General features: G+C 48.3%; 16 protein-coding genes and 4 tRNA genes. 5 read left to right on the top strand and 15 right to left on the bottom strand.

Translation table 11 applies throughout. The features are described from left to right. Positions 1 to 54: 54 nt before the first annotated feature. The 15 genes from rpoB to purB all read right to left on the bottom strand — a co-directional run bounded on the left by rpoB (position 55) and on the right by purB (position 12183). Positions 55 to 3954 carry a DNA-directed RNA polymerase subunit beta gene (gene rpoB, locus K384_RS01885; RefSeq protein ID WP_051633020.1) on the bottom strand — a complete coding sequence of 1300 codons (3900 nt, stop codon included), beginning with the start codon at positions 3952 to 3954 and terminating at the stop codon, positions 55 to 57. A 131-nt stretch (positions 3955 to 4085) separates the two neighbouring features. Further along, positions 4086 to 4463 carry a 50S ribosomal protein L7/L12 gene (gene rplL, locus K384_RS01880; RefSeq protein WP_038028766.1) on the bottom strand — a complete coding sequence of 126 codons (378 nt, stop codon included), beginning with the start codon at positions 4461 to 4463 and terminating at the stop codon, positions 4086 to 4088. A 76-nt stretch (positions 4464 to 4539) separates the two neighbouring features. Next, positions 4540 to 5082 carry a 50S ribosomal protein L10 gene (gene rplJ / locus K384_RS01875; protein ID WP_038028763.1) on the bottom strand — a complete coding sequence of 181 codons (543 nt, stop codon included), beginning with the start codon at positions 5080 to 5082 and terminating at the stop codon, positions 4540 to 4542. After that, entirely contained in the window at positions 5079 to 5777 is a 699-nt protein-coding gene (rplA, locus tag K384_RS01870; protein WP_038028760.1) for a 50S ribosomal protein L1, read from the bottom strand. Before rplA ends, rplJ begins: the two co-directional genes overlap by 4 nt. 13 nt (positions 5778 to 5790) lie before the next feature. After that, positions 5791 to 6246, bottom strand: a complete 456-nt coding sequence (gene rplK, locus K384_RS01865; protein WP_038028757.1) for a 50S ribosomal protein L11 — start codon at positions 6244 to 6246, stop codon at positions 5791 to 5793. 86 nt (positions 6247 to 6332) lie between these two features. After that, positions 6333 to 6908, bottom strand: coding sequence for a transcription termination/antitermination protein NusG (nusG, locus tag K384_RS01860; RefSeq protein WP_038028755.1), 576 nt, complete (start codon positions 6906 to 6908; stop codon positions 6333 to 6335). 34 nt (positions 6909 to 6942) lie between these two features. Continuing rightward, entirely contained in the window at positions 6943 to 7173 is a 231-nt protein-coding gene (secE, locus tag K384_RS01855) for a preprotein translocase subunit SecE (RefSeq protein WP_051633019.1), read from the bottom strand. A gap of 14 nt (positions 7174 to 7187) precedes the next feature. Then, positions 7188 to 7260, bottom strand: a tRNA-Trp gene (locus K384_RS01850). Positions 7261 to 7351: 91 nt separating this feature from the next. Continuing rightward, the gene (gene tuf / locus K384_RS01845) at positions 7352 to 8539 is read right to left on the bottom strand and encodes an elongation factor Tu (RefSeq protein WP_038028752.1); all 1188 of its coding nucleotides are present in this window, start codon (positions 8537 to 8539) and stop codon (positions 7352 to 7354) included. A 110-nt stretch (positions 8540 to 8649) separates the two neighbouring features. After that, a tRNA-Thr gene (locus K384_RS01840) sits at positions 8650 to 8721 on the bottom strand. 24 nt (positions 8722 to 8745) lie between these two features. Further along, positions 8746 to 8818, bottom strand: a tRNA-Gly gene (locus tag K384_RS01835). A 10-nt stretch (positions 8819 to 8828) separates the two neighbouring features. Beyond that, positions 8829 to 8911 (bottom strand) — tRNA-Tyr (locus tag K384_RS01830). A 137-nt stretch (positions 8912 to 9048) separates the two neighbouring features. Further along, the gene (locus K384_RS13885) at positions 9049 to 10038 is read right to left on the bottom strand and encodes a SiaC family regulatory phosphoprotein (RefSeq protein WP_211245206.1); all 990 of its coding nucleotides are present in this window, start codon (positions 10036 to 10038) and stop codon (positions 9049 to 9051) included. Continuing rightward, positions 10016 to 10771, bottom strand: a complete 756-nt coding sequence (locus K384_RS01820; RefSeq protein WP_038028750.1) for a ribonuclease H-like domain-containing protein — start codon at positions 10769 to 10771, stop codon at positions 10016 to 10018. Before K384_RS01820 ends, K384_RS13885 begins: the two co-directional genes overlap by 23 nt. Positions 10772 to 10827: 56 nt before the next feature. Next, positions 10828 to 12183, bottom strand: a complete 1356-nt coding sequence (purB, locus tag K384_RS01815; RefSeq protein WP_038028748.1) for an adenylosuccinate lyase — start codon at positions 12181 to 12183, stop codon at positions 10828 to 10830. Between the two features lie 163 nt (positions 12184 to 12346). On the opposite strand from purB, the gene K384_RS01810 reads away from it, so the two are divergent. The 5 genes from K384_RS01810 to K384_RS01790 all read left to right on the top strand — a co-directional run bounded on the left by K384_RS01810 (position 12347) and on the right by K384_RS01790 (position 15776). Next, positions 12347 to 13621, top strand: a complete 1275-nt coding sequence (locus K384_RS01810; protein ID WP_051633018.1) for a dicarboxylate/amino acid:cation symporter — start codon at positions 12347 to 12349, stop codon at positions 13619 to 13621. Between the two features lie 122 nt (positions 13622 to 13743). Further along, complete coding sequence (locus K384_RS01805; protein ID WP_038028747.1) at positions 13744 to 14409, top strand: heme exporter protein CcmB; 666 nt, start codon at positions 13744 to 13746, stop codon at positions 14407 to 14409. Between the two features lie 12 nt (positions 14410 to 14421). Beyond that, the gene (gene ccsA / locus K384_RS01800; protein ID WP_051633017.1) at positions 14422 to 15117 is read left to right on the top strand and encodes a cytochrome c biogenesis protein CcsA; all 696 of its coding nucleotides are present in this window, start codon (positions 14422 to 14424) and stop codon (positions 15115 to 15117) included. After that, positions 15114 to 15320 (top strand): CcmD family protein, encoded by a 207-nt coding sequence (locus tag K384_RS01795; protein WP_038028746.1) that lies wholly within the window; start codon positions 15114 to 15116, stop codon positions 15318 to 15320. The genes ccsA and K384_RS01795 overlap by 4 nt, the downstream gene beginning before the upstream one ends. An 18-nt stretch (positions 15321 to 15338) precedes the next feature. Continuing rightward, positions 15339 to 15776, top strand: a complete 438-nt coding sequence (locus K384_RS01790; RefSeq protein ID WP_038028744.1) for a cytochrome c maturation protein CcmE domain-containing protein — start codon at positions 15339 to 15341, stop codon at positions 15774 to 15776. Positions 15777 to 15842 lie beyond the last annotated feature (66 nt).

Raw genomic sequence — 15842 nt, 5'->3', positions numbered from 1 at the left:
AGAGTATAAGTAAGAAGAGCGGGCCACCCACAACGGGTGGCTGCTCCAACGGAATTATCTGGCTGTTGCGTTTTTGATGCGCTGCAGGTCTTCTTTGTCGTGGAAGGTTACTTCAAGCGCCAAGCCACGCAGCTCGTGTACCAAGACATTGAAGGACTCAGGCACACCCGGTTCGGGGAAGGGCTCACCTTTCACTATACTTTCGTACACTTTGGCACGTCCTACTACGTCATCGGACTTGATGGTCAAGATTTCGCGCAGGATGTGAGCGGCGCCGAAAGCTTCGAGTGCCCACACTTCCATCTCACCAAAGCGCTGACCACCGAATTGCGCCTTACCACCCAAGGGTTGTTGTGTAATGAGTGAGTAAGGACCAATAGAACGGGCGTGCATTTTGTCATCTACCATGTGGCCCAGTTTCAGCATATACATCACCCCTACGGTTACGGGCTGCTCGAAGCGCTCCCCGGTCAAGCCGTCGTACACATGGGTGCGCCCCAATGGCGGCAAGCCGGCTTCTTGTATTTCTTTTTCAATGTCTTCGAGCTTGGCACCGTCGAAGATGGGGGTTGCATATTTGCGTCCCAGTTTTTTGCCCGCCCATCCGAGCACTGTTTCATACAGCTGCCCGATGTTCATACGCGAAGGTACCCCCAAGGGGTTGAGCACAATGTCCACAGGGGTGCCATCTTCAAGGAAAGGCATATCTTCCATGCGCACAATCTTCGCGACTACCCCTTTGTTACCGTGGCGCCCTGCCATCTTATCGCCCACTTTCAGCTTACGCTTTTGGGCAATATAGACCTTCGCCAGTTTCAAAATACCGGCCGGCAACTCGTCGCCTACTTCCAAATTGAAGCGCTCGCGTTTAAACCAGGCGATCACTTCATTGCGGGCACGCTGATAGTTGGCTACCAGCTTGGCAATCAACTGGTTGGTTTCTTCGTCTTCCACCCAGCCGTCGAGGCGTACTTCCGAGATGAGGTTCACCTCTTCGGGCACGTTGTACATGCTCTCGTCGCTGTAAGGGTTTTTCTTGGGGAAGAGGTTTTGTTCTATGTTTTTACGGGTAAATTTCGTACCCTTGGAAATAAGCTCATCACCAAACTTATGCTTCACCCCTTGCGACACCTTGCCTTCCAGCAGTTGGGTGAGCTTGTCAATCATCGTGCTGCGCAATTCAGCCAGTTTTTTAGAATAGGAATCCATGAGTTTTTTCACTTCTTCCTTCGCTTTTTTGCGCAGCTCTTTGTCTTTACGAGAGCGGGCAAACAACTTGGTGTTGATTACCACCCCATCCACTGCGGGCGGCAGGCGCAGGGAAGCATCTTTTACGTCGCCGGCTTTGTCACCAAAAATGGCACGCAAGAGCTTCTCTTCCGGTGTGGGGTCCGATTCACCCTTAGGCGTGATTTTACCCACCAAGATGTCACCTTCTTTAACGAAGGTCCCTACTTTCACAATACCGTTTTCATCCAAATGACGGATGGCATCTTCGCCTACGTTCGGGATTTCGGACGTCAGTTCTTCTTCCCCACGTTTGGTATCGCGCACCTCCAATTCATACTCATCGATATGAATAGAGGTATAAATATCTTCCCTTACTACACGTTCAGAAATTACAATGGCATCCTCGAAGTTGTAACCACGCCAAGGCATGAAAGCCACCAACAAGTTACGCCCCAATGCCAGCTCGCCCCCTTGGGTAGCATAGCCTTCACACAAGGGTTGTCCTTTTTTCACACGATCGCCCTTGCGCACAATGGGGGTCAAGTTGATGCAGGTACTTTGGTTGGTACGGCGGAATTTGGTAAGCGGGTAAGTCTTATACTCGCCGGTAAAGCTTACCAGCATGTCTTTGTCATCATAGTCGTATTTCACGACAATTTTGGTGCTGTCCACATAATCCACTACCCCATCGCCTTCTGCTACTACCAAAATACGCGAGTCAAGTGCGGCACGCTCTTCGAGGCCGGTGCCCACAATGGGGGCTTCGGGTTGAATCAGTGGCACTGCCTGACGCTGCATGTTCGAGCCCATGAGCGCACGGTTCGCGTCGTCGTGTTCCAAGAAAGGAATGAGTGAAGCGGCTACCGATACAATCTGGTTGGGCGACACATCCATGAAGTCCACCTCATCGGGGCTAACCATGATAAAGTCGCCCTGTCTGCGCGCCTTCACCTGTTTTACCAGGAAGTTTCCTTTATCATCAATAGGCGCGTTGGCCTGTGCTATAGTATATTTGTCTTCTTCTTCGGCAGTCATATATACCACCTCACCGGACATATCCACTTTGCCGTTTTCCACGCGGCGATAGGGCGTTTCAATAAAGCCCATGCCATTGATTTTGGCATATACGGTCAAAGAAGAGATAAGACCAATGTTGGGACCTTCCGGTGTTTCGATAGTACACAAGCGCCCATAGTGAGTATAGTGCACGTCGCGCACCTCAAAGCCGGCACGTTCACGTGACAAACCACCCGGACCCAAAGCTGACACACGGCGCTTGTGGGTGATTTCAGCCAGCGGGTTGGTTTGGTCCATGAACTGCGACAGCTGGTTGGTGCCGAAGAAGGAGTTGATAACAGAAGACAAGATGCGGGCGTTGATAAGGTCAACCGGCTTGAAGTCCTCATTGTCGCGCACGTTCATACGCTCGCGTATGGTACGCACCATACGTGCCAAGCCCACACCAAACTGTGCGTATAGCTGCTCACCCACGGTACGCACGCGACGGTTGCTGAGGTGGTCGATGTCATCGACTACCGCGCGCGAGTTGATAAGCCCAATCAAGTATTTTACGATGCTGATAATATCTTCTTTGGTCAATACCCGTACATCCAAATCTATATCCAAGCCCAGCTTGGTGTTGATGCGGTAACGGCCTACTTCGCCCAGGTCGTAGCGTTTTTCGCTGAAGAACAAACCGTGGATAAGATCCCTTGCGGTAGATTCATCCGGTGGTTCGGCATTACGCAACTGACGATAGATTTGCTCAACCGCCTCGCGTTCAGAGTTGGAATTATCTTTTTGAAGTGTATTGTATATGATTTGATAATCGGCAGTGTTGACGTCTTCGCGGTGCAAAATGATGGTAGTAGCACCGGAATCCAGAATCAGGGGCAAATGTTCTTCCTCAATCACAGTATCGCGCTCCAGCAACACTTCGTTACGGCTGATAGAAACTACCTCGCCGGTGTCCTCGTCCACGAAATCCTCTACCCAAGTGCGCAACACACGGGCAGCAAGCTTGCGACCAACTACTTTTTTCAGGTTCTTTTCATTTACTTCTACCTCTTCGGAAAGCCCAAAGATGTCGAGAATATCTTTATCGGTGCTGAAGCCAATGGCACGCAGCAGCGTGGTGACGGGGAATTTCTTTTTACGGTCGATGTAGGCGTACATGACGTTGTTCACGTCAGTAGCGAATTCAATCCACGACCCTTTAAAAGGAATAATACGGGCAGAATAGAGCTTGGTACCGCTGGCGTGCTTGCTTTGAGCAAAAAACACCCCCGGTGAGCGATGCAGCTGCGATACAATGACGCGTTCGGCACCGTTGATTACAAAAGAGCCGCGCTCGGTCATGTAGGGGATATTGCCCAAGAAGACCTCTTGTTCTATAGGCTCAAAATCTTCATTATCTTCATCATTGCAAATTAAGCGGAGCTTTGCTTTTAAAGGAACAGCATAGGTTAAGCCTCTGTCAATGCACTCATCTACGGAGTATTTCGGGGGATCTATTATGTAATCTATAAATTCAAGCACAAAATTTTCGCGCGAGTCGGCTACCGGGAAGTTTTCCATAAACACTTGGTAAAGCCCTTCGCGCTTGCGCTTTTCGGCAGGTGTATCTAATTGGAAGAAATCTCTGAACGATTGCACCTGAACATCAAGGAAGTCGGGGTAGTCAATCACCCGTTTGGTAGAAGCAAAGCTGATTCTCTTTGACATTGTAAAGTTTTTTTGGTGGAAGAAAGAACGAACAGAGGCGGAAGAGAAAGTAGTGTATTATTGAATACAAATAGGTTTAGACCTGACTGTAATGCCAGGCCTAAAACCTATTGTAAATGTGTAAAAGAACTCTACTTGACTTCTACTTTAGCACCTGCTTCTTCGAGTCTCTTCTTGATGTCCTCAGCCTCTTCTTTGCTTACACCTTCTTTGATAGGCTTGGGCGTGCTGTCAACCAATTCTTTGGCTTCTTTCAAGCCAAGACCGGTGATGTTTTTCACTTCTTTTACTACGTTGAGCTTCGAAGCACCGGCGTCAGCCAAGATAACATCGAAAGAAGTTTTCTCTTCGGCAGCCTCACCTGCACCGGCAGCACCGGGGGCAGCTACGGCTACTGCAGCAGCAGCAGGCTCGATACCATACTCTTCTTTCAAAATTTGAGCTAATTCATTAACTTCTTTTACAGTCAAGTTTACGAGTTGTTCTGCGAAAGCTTTCAAATCTGCCATTGTCGTACCCTTTTATAGTTGTTGATAACTTTTGATTAAACGTTGATAAAATAAAATTTGATAGAATGATTGAAGATTAGCTGGCGGCTCTTTCTTCGAGCGTTTTGAGGATGCCGGCAATCTTTTGCCCTTGTCCCTGCAGTGCAGAGATAACATTTTGAGCAGGCGATTGCAGCAAGCCGATGATTTCGCCCAGCAATTCTTGTTTGGATTTGAGCGAAGCGAGTGTATCCAGGTGCTCGTCGCCGATATAAGTATCGCTGTCAATGAAAGCGCCTTTCAAAATGGGCTTTTCTGCTTTATATTTCTTGCGATACTCCTTCACTATTTTAGCCGGAGCACTGGCTGCCTCTTCGGAGGCAAACATCACTGCCGAGTAGCCTTTCAGCACTTTTTCGTTGAAAGCCTCGAGGTCGCCTTTTTGGCTTTTTTCAAGTGCTTTACGAATCAAGGTGTTTTTTGCCACCTTATACTCTACACCGGCTTTGAAGCAAGCACGACGCAAGTCGTTGATTTGGGCTACGGTAAAGCCGCTTGCATCTACGATGTAGAAGTAATCGGTTTGGGCAAACTTATTGGCTAACTCTTCTATTAAGAGTGCTTTTTCTTCTCTTGTCATAATCCTGGCACTGTGTTTTTATCGATTTGAACACTTGGGCTCATCGTCGTCGACAAATAAATCGACTGGATGTAGGTCCCTTTAACAGCCGCCGGCTTCAGTTTCATCAAGGTAGTAAGCAGCTCTTGTGCGTTTTCGGCTATCTGCTCAGGCGTAAACGAAATACGTCCGATAGAAGCGTGCACAATACCGTATTTATCTACCTTGAAATCGATTTTACCGGCTTTTACATCCTTCACAGCTTGCGCAACGTCCATGGTCACAGTACCGGCCTTGGGGTTGGGCATCAAGCCACGCGGACCCAATACACGCCCCAGTTTACCTACCTTTGCCATGACGGTAGGCATGGTAATGACCACGTCGAAGTCAAGCCAACCTTCTTCTATCTTCTGGATGTATTCATCCAAGCCTACATAGTCAGCGCCAGCAGCTTTGGCTTCTTCTTCTTTATCGGGCGTACAAAGCACCAACACGCGCTTTTCTTTCCCGGTACCATGCGGCAAAGTCACCACGCCACGCACCATTTGGTCGGCTTTGCGCGGGTCAACCCCCAAGCGCACGTCAATATCTACCGACGCATCGAAGTTGGTATAGGTGATTTCTTTTAAGATTTTTGCCGCATCGAGGAGAGAGTAAGCCTTGTTTTTATCGTACTTTGCTAACGCCTCTTTGCGTTTTTTTGAAATTTTTCCCATGGTTTAAGGCTCTTTATTCGGTTGATTCTGTTTCCCAAGGCGCCTTACCGGTAACCGTGATACCCATACTGCGCGCCGTTCCGGCTACCATACGCATAGCGGCTTCGACGGTATAGCAGTTGAGGTCCGGCATTTTGATTTCGGCAATTTCACGCACCTGGTCCCAAGTAACCGAAGCGATTTTCTTACGGTTGGGCTCAGGTGAGCCTTTTTTCTGCTTGGTGGCTTCCATCAGCAATACTGCTGCTGGAGGGGTTTTAATAACAAAGTCAAAGGACTTATCCGTATAGTAAGTAATTACCACGGGCAGTACCTGACCCATTTTGTCTTGAGTTCTGGCATTGAACTGCTTACAGAACTCCATGATGTTAATCCCCTTCGCACCAAGAGCAGGCCCGATGGGCGGTGCCGGGTTAGCCTGGCCGCCGCGTACTTGTAACTTAAGATATCCTGCTACTTGTTTAGCCATTGTTTTTCTGCGGTTTGAATGTTGTGCGAACTGATTGGTGTTGGTGGAAGCAAGCCAATATTTTTGCGGAGAGCACTACACCTTGCTTAGTCGAGTTTTTCCACTTGTGTATAACTCAACTCCACGGGTGTGCTTCTTCCGAATATTTTCACAATTACATTGAGTTTCTTTCTGTCCTCGAAGACTTGGTCAATCACCCCGTCGAATCCACTGAACGGACCGTCTGCCACCTTCACATGCTCCCCAACCATAAAGGGTGTTTCGAGGCGCTCGGCTTCTTGCGACTCGTCTGCTTTGCCCAAAATGCGGTTCACTTCCGAATCACGCAAAGGGATGGGTTGTTTTACGTAGCCATCTTTGGGATTTTCACCGGCGCGGGCTTCTTCTTGCAAGAAGCCGATTACTCCGGGCAAGCTGGTAAGAGTGTGCACCAATTCGGGCTGGGACAAATCTGCCAGGATAAGCACATAACCGGGCAAAAAGATTTTTTCTCTAATCTTCTTTTTGCCATTACGCACTTCGTAAACCTTTTCTGTGGGAATAAATACCTCTTTTACTTGCTCTTGCCACCCTTGGCGAGCAATTTCGTTTTCGATGTAAGTCTTTACTTTTTTTTCCTGCCCGGCTATTGCACGGAGCACGTACCATTTATGCGTTTCCATTCCCACCCCCGAATTAGGTAATATAGGCTCTGATTTAGATTTGCTCGTAGAAGAAAGTCAAGGCTGTTTTAAAGACAAAGTCCATGGCACCGATAAGCAGTGCAAAAAGCAAAGAAGCGAAGAGGACGATAATAGCGTCTCTCCACAGTGTCTTTCCTTTGGGCCAGGTCACTTTGGTAGTCAATTCATGATAAGATTCGCGCACATAGTGCACGAATCCTCCCCAAAGGCCTTTCTTTTCATTTTCTTGTGTAACTGACGACATAAGCCTGTTTTTTGCACAGGTGGCAGGACTCGAACCTGCAGCCTGCGGTTTTGGAGACCGCTGCTCTGCCAATTGAGCTACACCTGTAAGTGTTAAATCAAAAGGAGTGCAAATATAAGCACTTGTTTTGAAAAAAGCAAGTGCATCCCGAAGGATACACTTGCCTGTTATGGTATGATTAGTCAAGGATTTCAGTTACCTGACCGGCACCTACGGTTCTACCACCCTCGCGGATAGCGAAACGCAGACCTTTTTCCAATGCGATGGGCTTTTGCAATTCCACAGTGATGGTTACGTTATCACCGGGCATTACCATTTCTACACCCTCAGGCAATTGGATAGTACCGGTTACGTCAGTAGTACGGAAGTAGAACTGAGGACGGTAGTTGTTGAAGAAAGGCGTGTGACGACCACCTTCTTCTTTGCTCAATACGTAGATTTCAGCTTTGAATTTCTTGTGAGGCGTTACGGTGCCGGGCTGGCAAATCACCATACCACGACGGATTTGAGTTTTCTCGATACCACGCAGCAACAGACCTACGTTGTCACCGGCTTCGCCTCTGTCCAAAATTTTGCGGAACATTTCCACACCGGTTACGGTAGAGGTCAGTTTTTCCTCACCCATACCGATGATTTCCACAGGGTCACCGGTTTTGATAACACCGCGCTCGATACGACCGGTAGCCACGGTACCACGACCGGTGATAGAGAATACGTCCTCGATAGGCATCAAGAAAGGCTTGTCAACCAAACGCTCGGGAGTAGGAATATACTCGTCAACAGCGTTCATCAACTCTTCTACGGTAGCCACCCACTGAGGCTCATCGTTCAAAGCACCCAAAGCAGAACCACGAATCACAGGAGTATTATCGCCATCGTATTCGTATTTGCTCAACAGCTCACGGATTTCCATTTCAACGAGGTCGAGCAACTCTTCGTCGTCCACCAAGTCCACTTTGTTCATGAACACTACGATGGCAGGCACACCTACCTGGCGAGCCAAGAGGATGTGCTCACGAGTTTGAGGCATAGGACCGTCGGTAGCAGCCACTACGAGGATGGCACCGTCCATTTGAGCAGCACCGGTAACCATGTTTTTCACGTAGTCAGCGTGACCGGGGCAGTCCACGTGTGCATAGTGACGCTTTTCGGTTTCGTATTCTACGTGAGCGGTGTTAATGGTGATACCACGCTCTTTTTCTTCGGGAGCGTTATCGATAGAAGAGAAATCTTTTTCTTCTGCCAAGTTTTTCTTAGCCAATACGTGCGTAATTGCCGCGGTCAAGGTAGTTTTACCGTGGTCAACGTGCCCAATAGTACCTATGTTTACGTGGGGCTTGGTTCTCTGAAATGTTTCCTTTGCCATATCTCTGTTTTTCTTTTGAAGTTATAAATACAAGCGATGGATAAACAAATAAGCTATTCACAAGGCGAATAGCGTCGTCCGTATGCTTTTGCGATATAAAATTAAAATAGAGCCAATGACGGGATTTGAACCCGTGACCTCTTCCTTACCAAGGAAGCGCTCTACCCCTGAGCTACATCGGCTTTACGAAATGATTCACAAGAAAGAGCGAGAGACGGGACTCGAACCCGCGACATTCAGCTTGGAAGGCTGACGCTCTACCAACTGAGCTACTCTCGCTTCAAAATAGTGGGGAGAGCAGGATTCGAACCTACGAAGGCATAAGCCAGCAGATTTACAGTCTGCCCCGTTTGACCGCTTCGGTATCTCCCCAAGTGTTTTATTCGATGTGTTTCGTATTAGCCATCTGCTAACGGAATGCAAAGTTAAAGGGTTCTTTCAAAGTTGCAAAACTTTTTTTAACTTTTTTTTAGCACACACCCCTACTGTGCTGATTTTCAAAAAATTGCTCAATCAAATTTTTCTACGGAAATAATATTAAACTTCATACCGGTACTCAATTGGAAGTCTTCTGCTTCCTCCAGCATGCTTTCGTCATGTAAGAGATAATACCAGTTGATGGTCACTTCGCCCCCTTGCTCTTGATATTCTTTCAATAAAAGAAAGATTTCCTGCAAAGCACGCGAAGAGGAAGTATTGAAATAGGTAAGCTTCAAGTTAAACGTAATCGGCTTTTTTACTTCGTGGATATAAGTATCGATCCAGTTGATAAGCGTATTGTAAAACTCAAAGGTATCTTCCTGGTAAGACTCGCCTTTGATTTCGCACACACCGGTCTGTGCCGAAAAGTAAACATCCGGTGTTAAGTAAGTACCTTTCTCACCTTTGACAACCAAATCATCCATTTTAGGACCACTGTCTTCTTTTTTATCAATATACGCTTTCACTATGAATAGAACAAGATTTTCGCCGGCATCTATCCATTGAAAATCCACTTTTTTATCGAGGCGCAAAAGGATTTCTATCAATCCTATATTGCCCGAGGGATGATGGTTTTGAATGGCCTGCTGGCGCAGTTCGTTTTTATAGGCGCGCAGTTCGCGGCGGCTCATGTTTTTGACCTGCGCCAGGCGCTGTTGCAGCTCCTTTTGCTGCTGCGGCGTAGCATAGTTGATTGCCTGAATACAATAGTTGTTTGGGTCTTCGCCAAGCGCCACCAGTCCGGTACCCACACGTTTATTACCTACGACTTCATAGGTCACCGCATAGCTGCCTATGTTTTCGCACAGCTCCACGAAAGCATAAAACACCTTGTCACGCACACTCTTTGAGTTATCGAGGTACTGTTTGATATGATACCCCAACTCATTGATGACATTATAGGTAAAAGGACCATAATAGAAGGTTCTTATGCCTTCGGTACGCAAGTATTGAATCAAACGGCTAAGTTCCACCTTGCTCTCCTTTGTTTGCGTATTAAACCATAATCCGGTCTGCATATTCTACTTGTTCGTCGGTGATAGAGGGCAAGCGCATGTATTTTAAATAAAGGCGGGCGGTTGCCAGCACATCGTTTTCGCAATAGCGGGCAATGCGCTCAAAGTCCCGGTTTTTCCAAAACACCTCCCCTACTTTGCTGCCATCGATATCAGACTTGGGCGAAGGAATATCGAAGACGGCACAAAGCAGCTCCAGACGGGTGAAGTTCTTCCTGTCACCAAAGCTCCACAGCTCCATGGTGTCGATGATACGCTTGGCTTCGTCGTCCCATGGCTTTTTCATGCGTAAGTCTATCATCTCCGGCACCGGCAGTGATTGAATCAGGTAACGGCGTGCCAGGAAGGGTACGTCAAACTCCCGTCCGTTATGAGCACAAAGGTATTTTATAGACTGATTATCAAGGATTTTAGCAAACTCCTGCAGCAAACGGCTTTCGTCTTCGCCACAGCAAGACTTCAAACGGAAGAAATACTGCCCTTCCTTTTTTCCGAGCAGACCGAAGCTCACACATACTACACGGGCAAACTCCGCATAAATGCCGGCTTTGAGAGGATACAGCTCCTCGGGCGACATCCCGCTGTCTTCGTAGCGATTTATTTTATCTGTCTGCCGCCGCCATTGGTCCTGCAAAGCCGGCGGCATAGCATCGAAAGAAGGAAAAGCAGGTGCTGTTTCTATGTCAAAAAACAGCACCTTAGTACATATATCGTCAAGGCTTTGAAATAGTGCCATAATCTAAGAAATAGGTTCAACACACAAGATTACAGCACATAAAATAGTATTTTATTTCAAAAACGTAAAGCAGAGCCTACATAATTAAAGGGTGTAATCTCACGAAGCTCGTTTTTCACCTCTTCCCGCACGTCGAGCGAATCAATGAAAGCACGGATGCGCTCCGCTGTAATACGCTCATTGGTGCGTGTAAGTGCCTTCAAAGCCTCGTAGGGTTTAGGATAGCCCTCGCGCCGCAAAATGGTCTGAATGGCTTCTGCCACCACTGCCCAGTTGTCTTCGAGGTCGCTGCGAATGGCTTCTTCATTCAGCTCGAGCTTGTTCATGCCACGCATGAGCGAAGTCCATGCCAGAAGGGTGTGTGCCATAGGAACGCCCAAGTTGCGCAAAACGGTGGAATCGGTCAGGTCGCGCTGCAGGCGTGAAACGGGCAGTTTGTTTGACAGGAAATCAAAAGCGGCATTTGCCCACATGAGGTTTCCTTCGGCATTTTCGAAGTCGATAGGGTTCACTTTGTGCGGCATAGCCGAAGAGCCTACTTCGTTGGGGTTGATTTTTTGCTTGAAGTAGTCAAAGGCAATGTAGGTCCACACATCGCGGGCAAAGTCTATCAAAATAACATTGATGCGGCGGAAAGCATCCAACAAGGCAGCCAGCTGGTCATAGTGTTCGATTTGTGTGGTAAAGTGGCTGCGGTGCAAGCCCAAGTAATTGCCTACGAAGTCATCGGCGAAGGCATGCCAGTCTATTTGAGGATATGCCACATAATGGGCATTGAAGTTGCCAGTAGCCCCGCCAAACTTGGCAGCATAGGGCACGCGCTGCAAATGAGCTATTTGCGCTTGCAGGCGTTCCACAAAAACCATCCACTCTTTGCCCATGCCGGTAGGCGAAGCGGGTTGGCCGTGGGTGCGTGCCAGCATGGGCACCTCACGCCAGCGGGTGGCCAATGTCTGCATGAGTGCTACCAGTTCATGCAGGCGTGGCAGCATCACCTGCTCCACTGCCTCCTTGAGCATTAAAGGGGTGGCCGTGTTGTTGATGTCTTGTGAGGTGAGTCCGAAATGAATAAACTCGAGGTAAGCGTCCAACCCCAGTGCCGGAAATTGTTCTTTTAAAAAATATTCTACGGCCTTGACATCGTGGTTGGTCGTGCGCTCTATTTCTTTGATGCGTGCGGCATCGGCTTCCGTGAAGTTGTTGTACAGCGCCCGCAATGCTTGTTTTTGTCCGGCGGTTAAAGCAGGCAAAGGCGGGATGCCCTGCTCACAAAGGGCAATGAAGTATTCTACTTCTACTCTTACCCTGTAGCGAATCAAGGCATATTCCGAAAAATAGGGTGCCAGTGCTTCCACTTTGCTTCTGTAGCGCCCGTCGATGGGCGAAATAGCGGTTAAGGGGGTCAGTTCCATGGTTAATTGCTTGTTTCTATGGGCACAAAAGTAGGAAAAACACGGCAAAGGCGATATGCTTGACGGACAACCACCGTTTGCAAAGCCTTTTAGAAATCTTTAAAAAGCTGTTATCTTTGAAAGCTTTCCATGAAAAAGTATAAATTTAACTTGCTTCAATACTATGAGTTTATCAAACGGAAACAATAAAGGTTTTTTGGCTTTTTACCAGCGTAATCTTTTCGTTTTTATCCTAATCGCCTTAGTGGCCGGTATTGGTGTTGGTTATGTTTTACCGCATCGAGCCACATGGTTCACCTGGATGGGCGACTTGTTCATTCGCGGTCTTAAAATGGTGATAGTTCCGCTTATTCTCAGCTCCATTATTTCCGGTGTCAGCAATTTGGGGCAAAACAATAGCTTGGGGCGCCTCACTCTGAAGACCTTGGGCTACTATGTAACCACCAGCTTACTGGCCATCCTAACCGGTCTGCTCTTGGTTAACTTGATAGAGCCGGGCGTAGGGGCGCCTCTGCCTGATTCTACCGAAAACCTGCCGGAACTGTCTGCCGAAGGGGCTTCGCTGAAAGATACGCTGCTACGCATGATACCCACCAATGTGTTTGCAGCTTTTAGCCAAGGGCAGATGCTCAGCACCATCTTTTTTGCCGTTCTGTTCGGCGTATTCATCACCAAGGTAAAAGAAGCGCGCTACCGTGACTTGTTGAGTGATTTTTTCAATGCCACCTTCGAGGTGATGATGGGCATTACTATGTTTGTGATATTGTTTACTCCTCTGGGCGTATTTGGTTTGGTAGTAGATGTGGTAGCCGAGCAGGCAGGCGACAAGGCAAAGCTTGCCCTTATGGCAGCCAGCTTAGGGAAATACATGCTCACGGTCATTGCCGGCTTGGGCATCCATGCTTTCGTCACCCTTCCTTTGCTTATGCTGCTGCTGGCGGGCATCAACCCCATCCATCATTTCCGTGCTATGCTTACCCCGCTCATTACCGCCTTTTCAACCAGTTCGTCGGGGGCTACCCTGCCGCTTACGATGGAAGCCCTTGAACACAAAGCCGGCATTTCTAACCGCATCACCAGCTTCACCATTCCGTTGGGCGCAACCATTAACATGGACGGCACGGCGCTTTATGAGTGTGTGGCTGCCATGTTCATTGCCCAAGCCTACAATATACACTTGGACTTCGGGCAACAGCTGATAGTAGTCATCACCGCCCTTCTGGCTTCCATTGGTGCCGCGGGCATTCCCATGGCCGGGCTGGTTATGATATCGGTGATACTCAGTGCGGTGGGGCTGCCACTCGAAGGCGTAGGTATGATATTGGCCGTTGACCGTATTTTGGATATGATGCGCACGGCCGTCAACGTATGGAGCGACAGTTGCGGGGCTGCCATCATTGCCCGCTCGGAAGGCGAAACCACGCATACCGTGGCCTGACGGCTTTCTGATAATATTCCACAAACAAAAGGCGCCGGCAAGCGCCTTTTTTATTTTATGGTCACTGCTTTGTATTCAATCATTTTTGTAGCTTTGCAGCCGACTTTGAACCCAAAAAGCCTGTGTCCATACGGCGCGTAATAGCACTCATACGGAAAGATTTGCTTTTGGAGTGGCGGCAACGCTATGCTCTCAACGGTCTGTTGCTTTATGTCAGTGGGGCTACCCTTATCATCTACATAGGTATTGAGCAAAGCGGAAGCGAGCTCCTGCCTGCCTTGTGGAATGTGTTGTGGTGGATAGTGGCACTATTTACGGCTACCAATGCCATGGCCAAGAGCTTCATGCAGGAAGAAGAAGAGCAGCAACTGTATTATTACACCATTGCCACCGCTCATGAAATACTGCTTGCCAAGGTAGTATATAACACACTGCTGATGTTGATATTGGGCACCGTAGGCTTTGGTCTGTACTACTGGTTTTTGCCGTTGCCTATTCCTCAAGCAAGCTTTTTACTCTGTTTGTTGTTGGGCTTCGTGAGCTTTGCCTGCTCGCTCACCATGATTGCCGCCATTGCTTCCAAGGCTGGCAATAACAGCGTATTGATGGCCGTGTTGAGCTTCCCTGTGCTGATTCCTCAACTGCTGATGCTTACCCGTGCTGCTTCTTTGAGTCTGATGTCAGCCGCTTGGGAGCTGATTCAGAAGGAGTTGATTATGCTTTCTCTGATAAATATCATTGTGTTAGGCGTTGCTTTTGTGTTATTTCCGCTGTTGTGGCGGAGCTAAAACATCTTTACTATGAAAAAATGGTATCAAATAAGCACCATCCTGCTCCTGCTTTACGTGATTGTAGGCGGATTCTTGATGCCTGTGCCACGGCTGCCCATTGTGAACGAAAGCATTCGCAATCTTTATTTTCATGTGCCCATGTGGTTTGGCATGACCATCCTTTTGGCAATTTCTGCCTACTACTCTGTGCAGTATCTGCGCAAGGGTACGGAAAGCCTGGACGACCACGCCGTGGAAAGCGTCAATACGGCAGTACTGTACGGGCTGTTGGGGCTTAGCACCGGTGCCATCTGGGCAAATTACACTTGGGGCGCTCCTTGGAACGGCGACCCTCAGCAAACCATGGCCGCCATTGGCATTTTGATTTACGTCGCCTATTTGGTGCTGCGCGGTGCCATCAACGACCCGCTGCGGCGTGCCCGCGTCAGTGCCGTTTACAATCTGTATGCCTTTGCCGTATTCATCCCCCTTATTTTTGTGCTTCCGCGTTATACGGACTCACTGCATCCGGGCAAAGGGGGCAACCCGGCCTTCAGCCAATATGACCTGGACAACACCATGCGCATGGTGTTCTACCCTGCCGTCATTGGCTGGACCATGCTCGCCTGGTGGATTACCAAACTGGCGGTGCGTGTGCGACAACTCAAAAGAAAACAAGAAGAAATTCAAGCTCATAGACAAATACAAATTGAAGAAAACACATGAAACGGTTATTCTATAGCTTATGCCTGTGGCTGTTTGCCGTGCTGCCTTCATGGGCGCAAGGCAACGAAGTAGAGATGGCAGATGCTCTGCGTGCCAACGGGAAGATTTATGTAGTAGTGGCGGTGCTTGCAACCATCTTTTTGGGCATCGTGTTATATCTTGTGTCAATCGACCGCAAGGTCAAAAAACTCATGAAAGACTAAAAAAACAATGCTCTACCTATGAAACGTATCCATATTTTCATCCTCATTGTAATTGCCGCCGCCATCGGCTTGATTGTGAGCTCCATGGGCAGCGCAAGCAAGTATGTGTCTTTCGACGAAGCCATTGCCATGAGCAAAAACGGCAACAAAAAAGGCATTTATGTGATTGGCGAACTGCCTAAAGATGCCCAAGGGCACATTGTAGGCATGGAGTACAACCCCTCGGTGAACCCTAACCTTTTCCGCTTCATGCTCAAAGATGAAAAGGGCAAAGTGATGCCGGTCATCTACCCGGATGCCAAGCCGCAAGACTTCGAACGCGCCGAAAAGGTGGTAGTAGTGGGAAACGTGGAAGGGGATGCTTTCCATGCCAAAAAAATACTGATGAAGTGCCCTTCGAAATACAACGACCAACAAAGCCAAACCGGCTTCACCGAAGTAAGTGCTTCGAACTAACAGGACCCCTCATGTTTGTTACAGTTCAAACTCCCTTAGGCGGCAACACACGCAAGGGAGTTCTTT

It is taken from the genome of Thermonema rossianum DSM 10300 (genome assembly GCF_000426825.1).
Lineage (GTDB): Bacteria > Bacteroidota > Bacteroidia > Cytophagales > Thermonemataceae > Thermonema > Thermonema rossianum.
The sequence above is the reverse complement of the archived record's forward strand: the minus strand, read 5'-3'. Positions and strand labels throughout refer to the sequence as shown.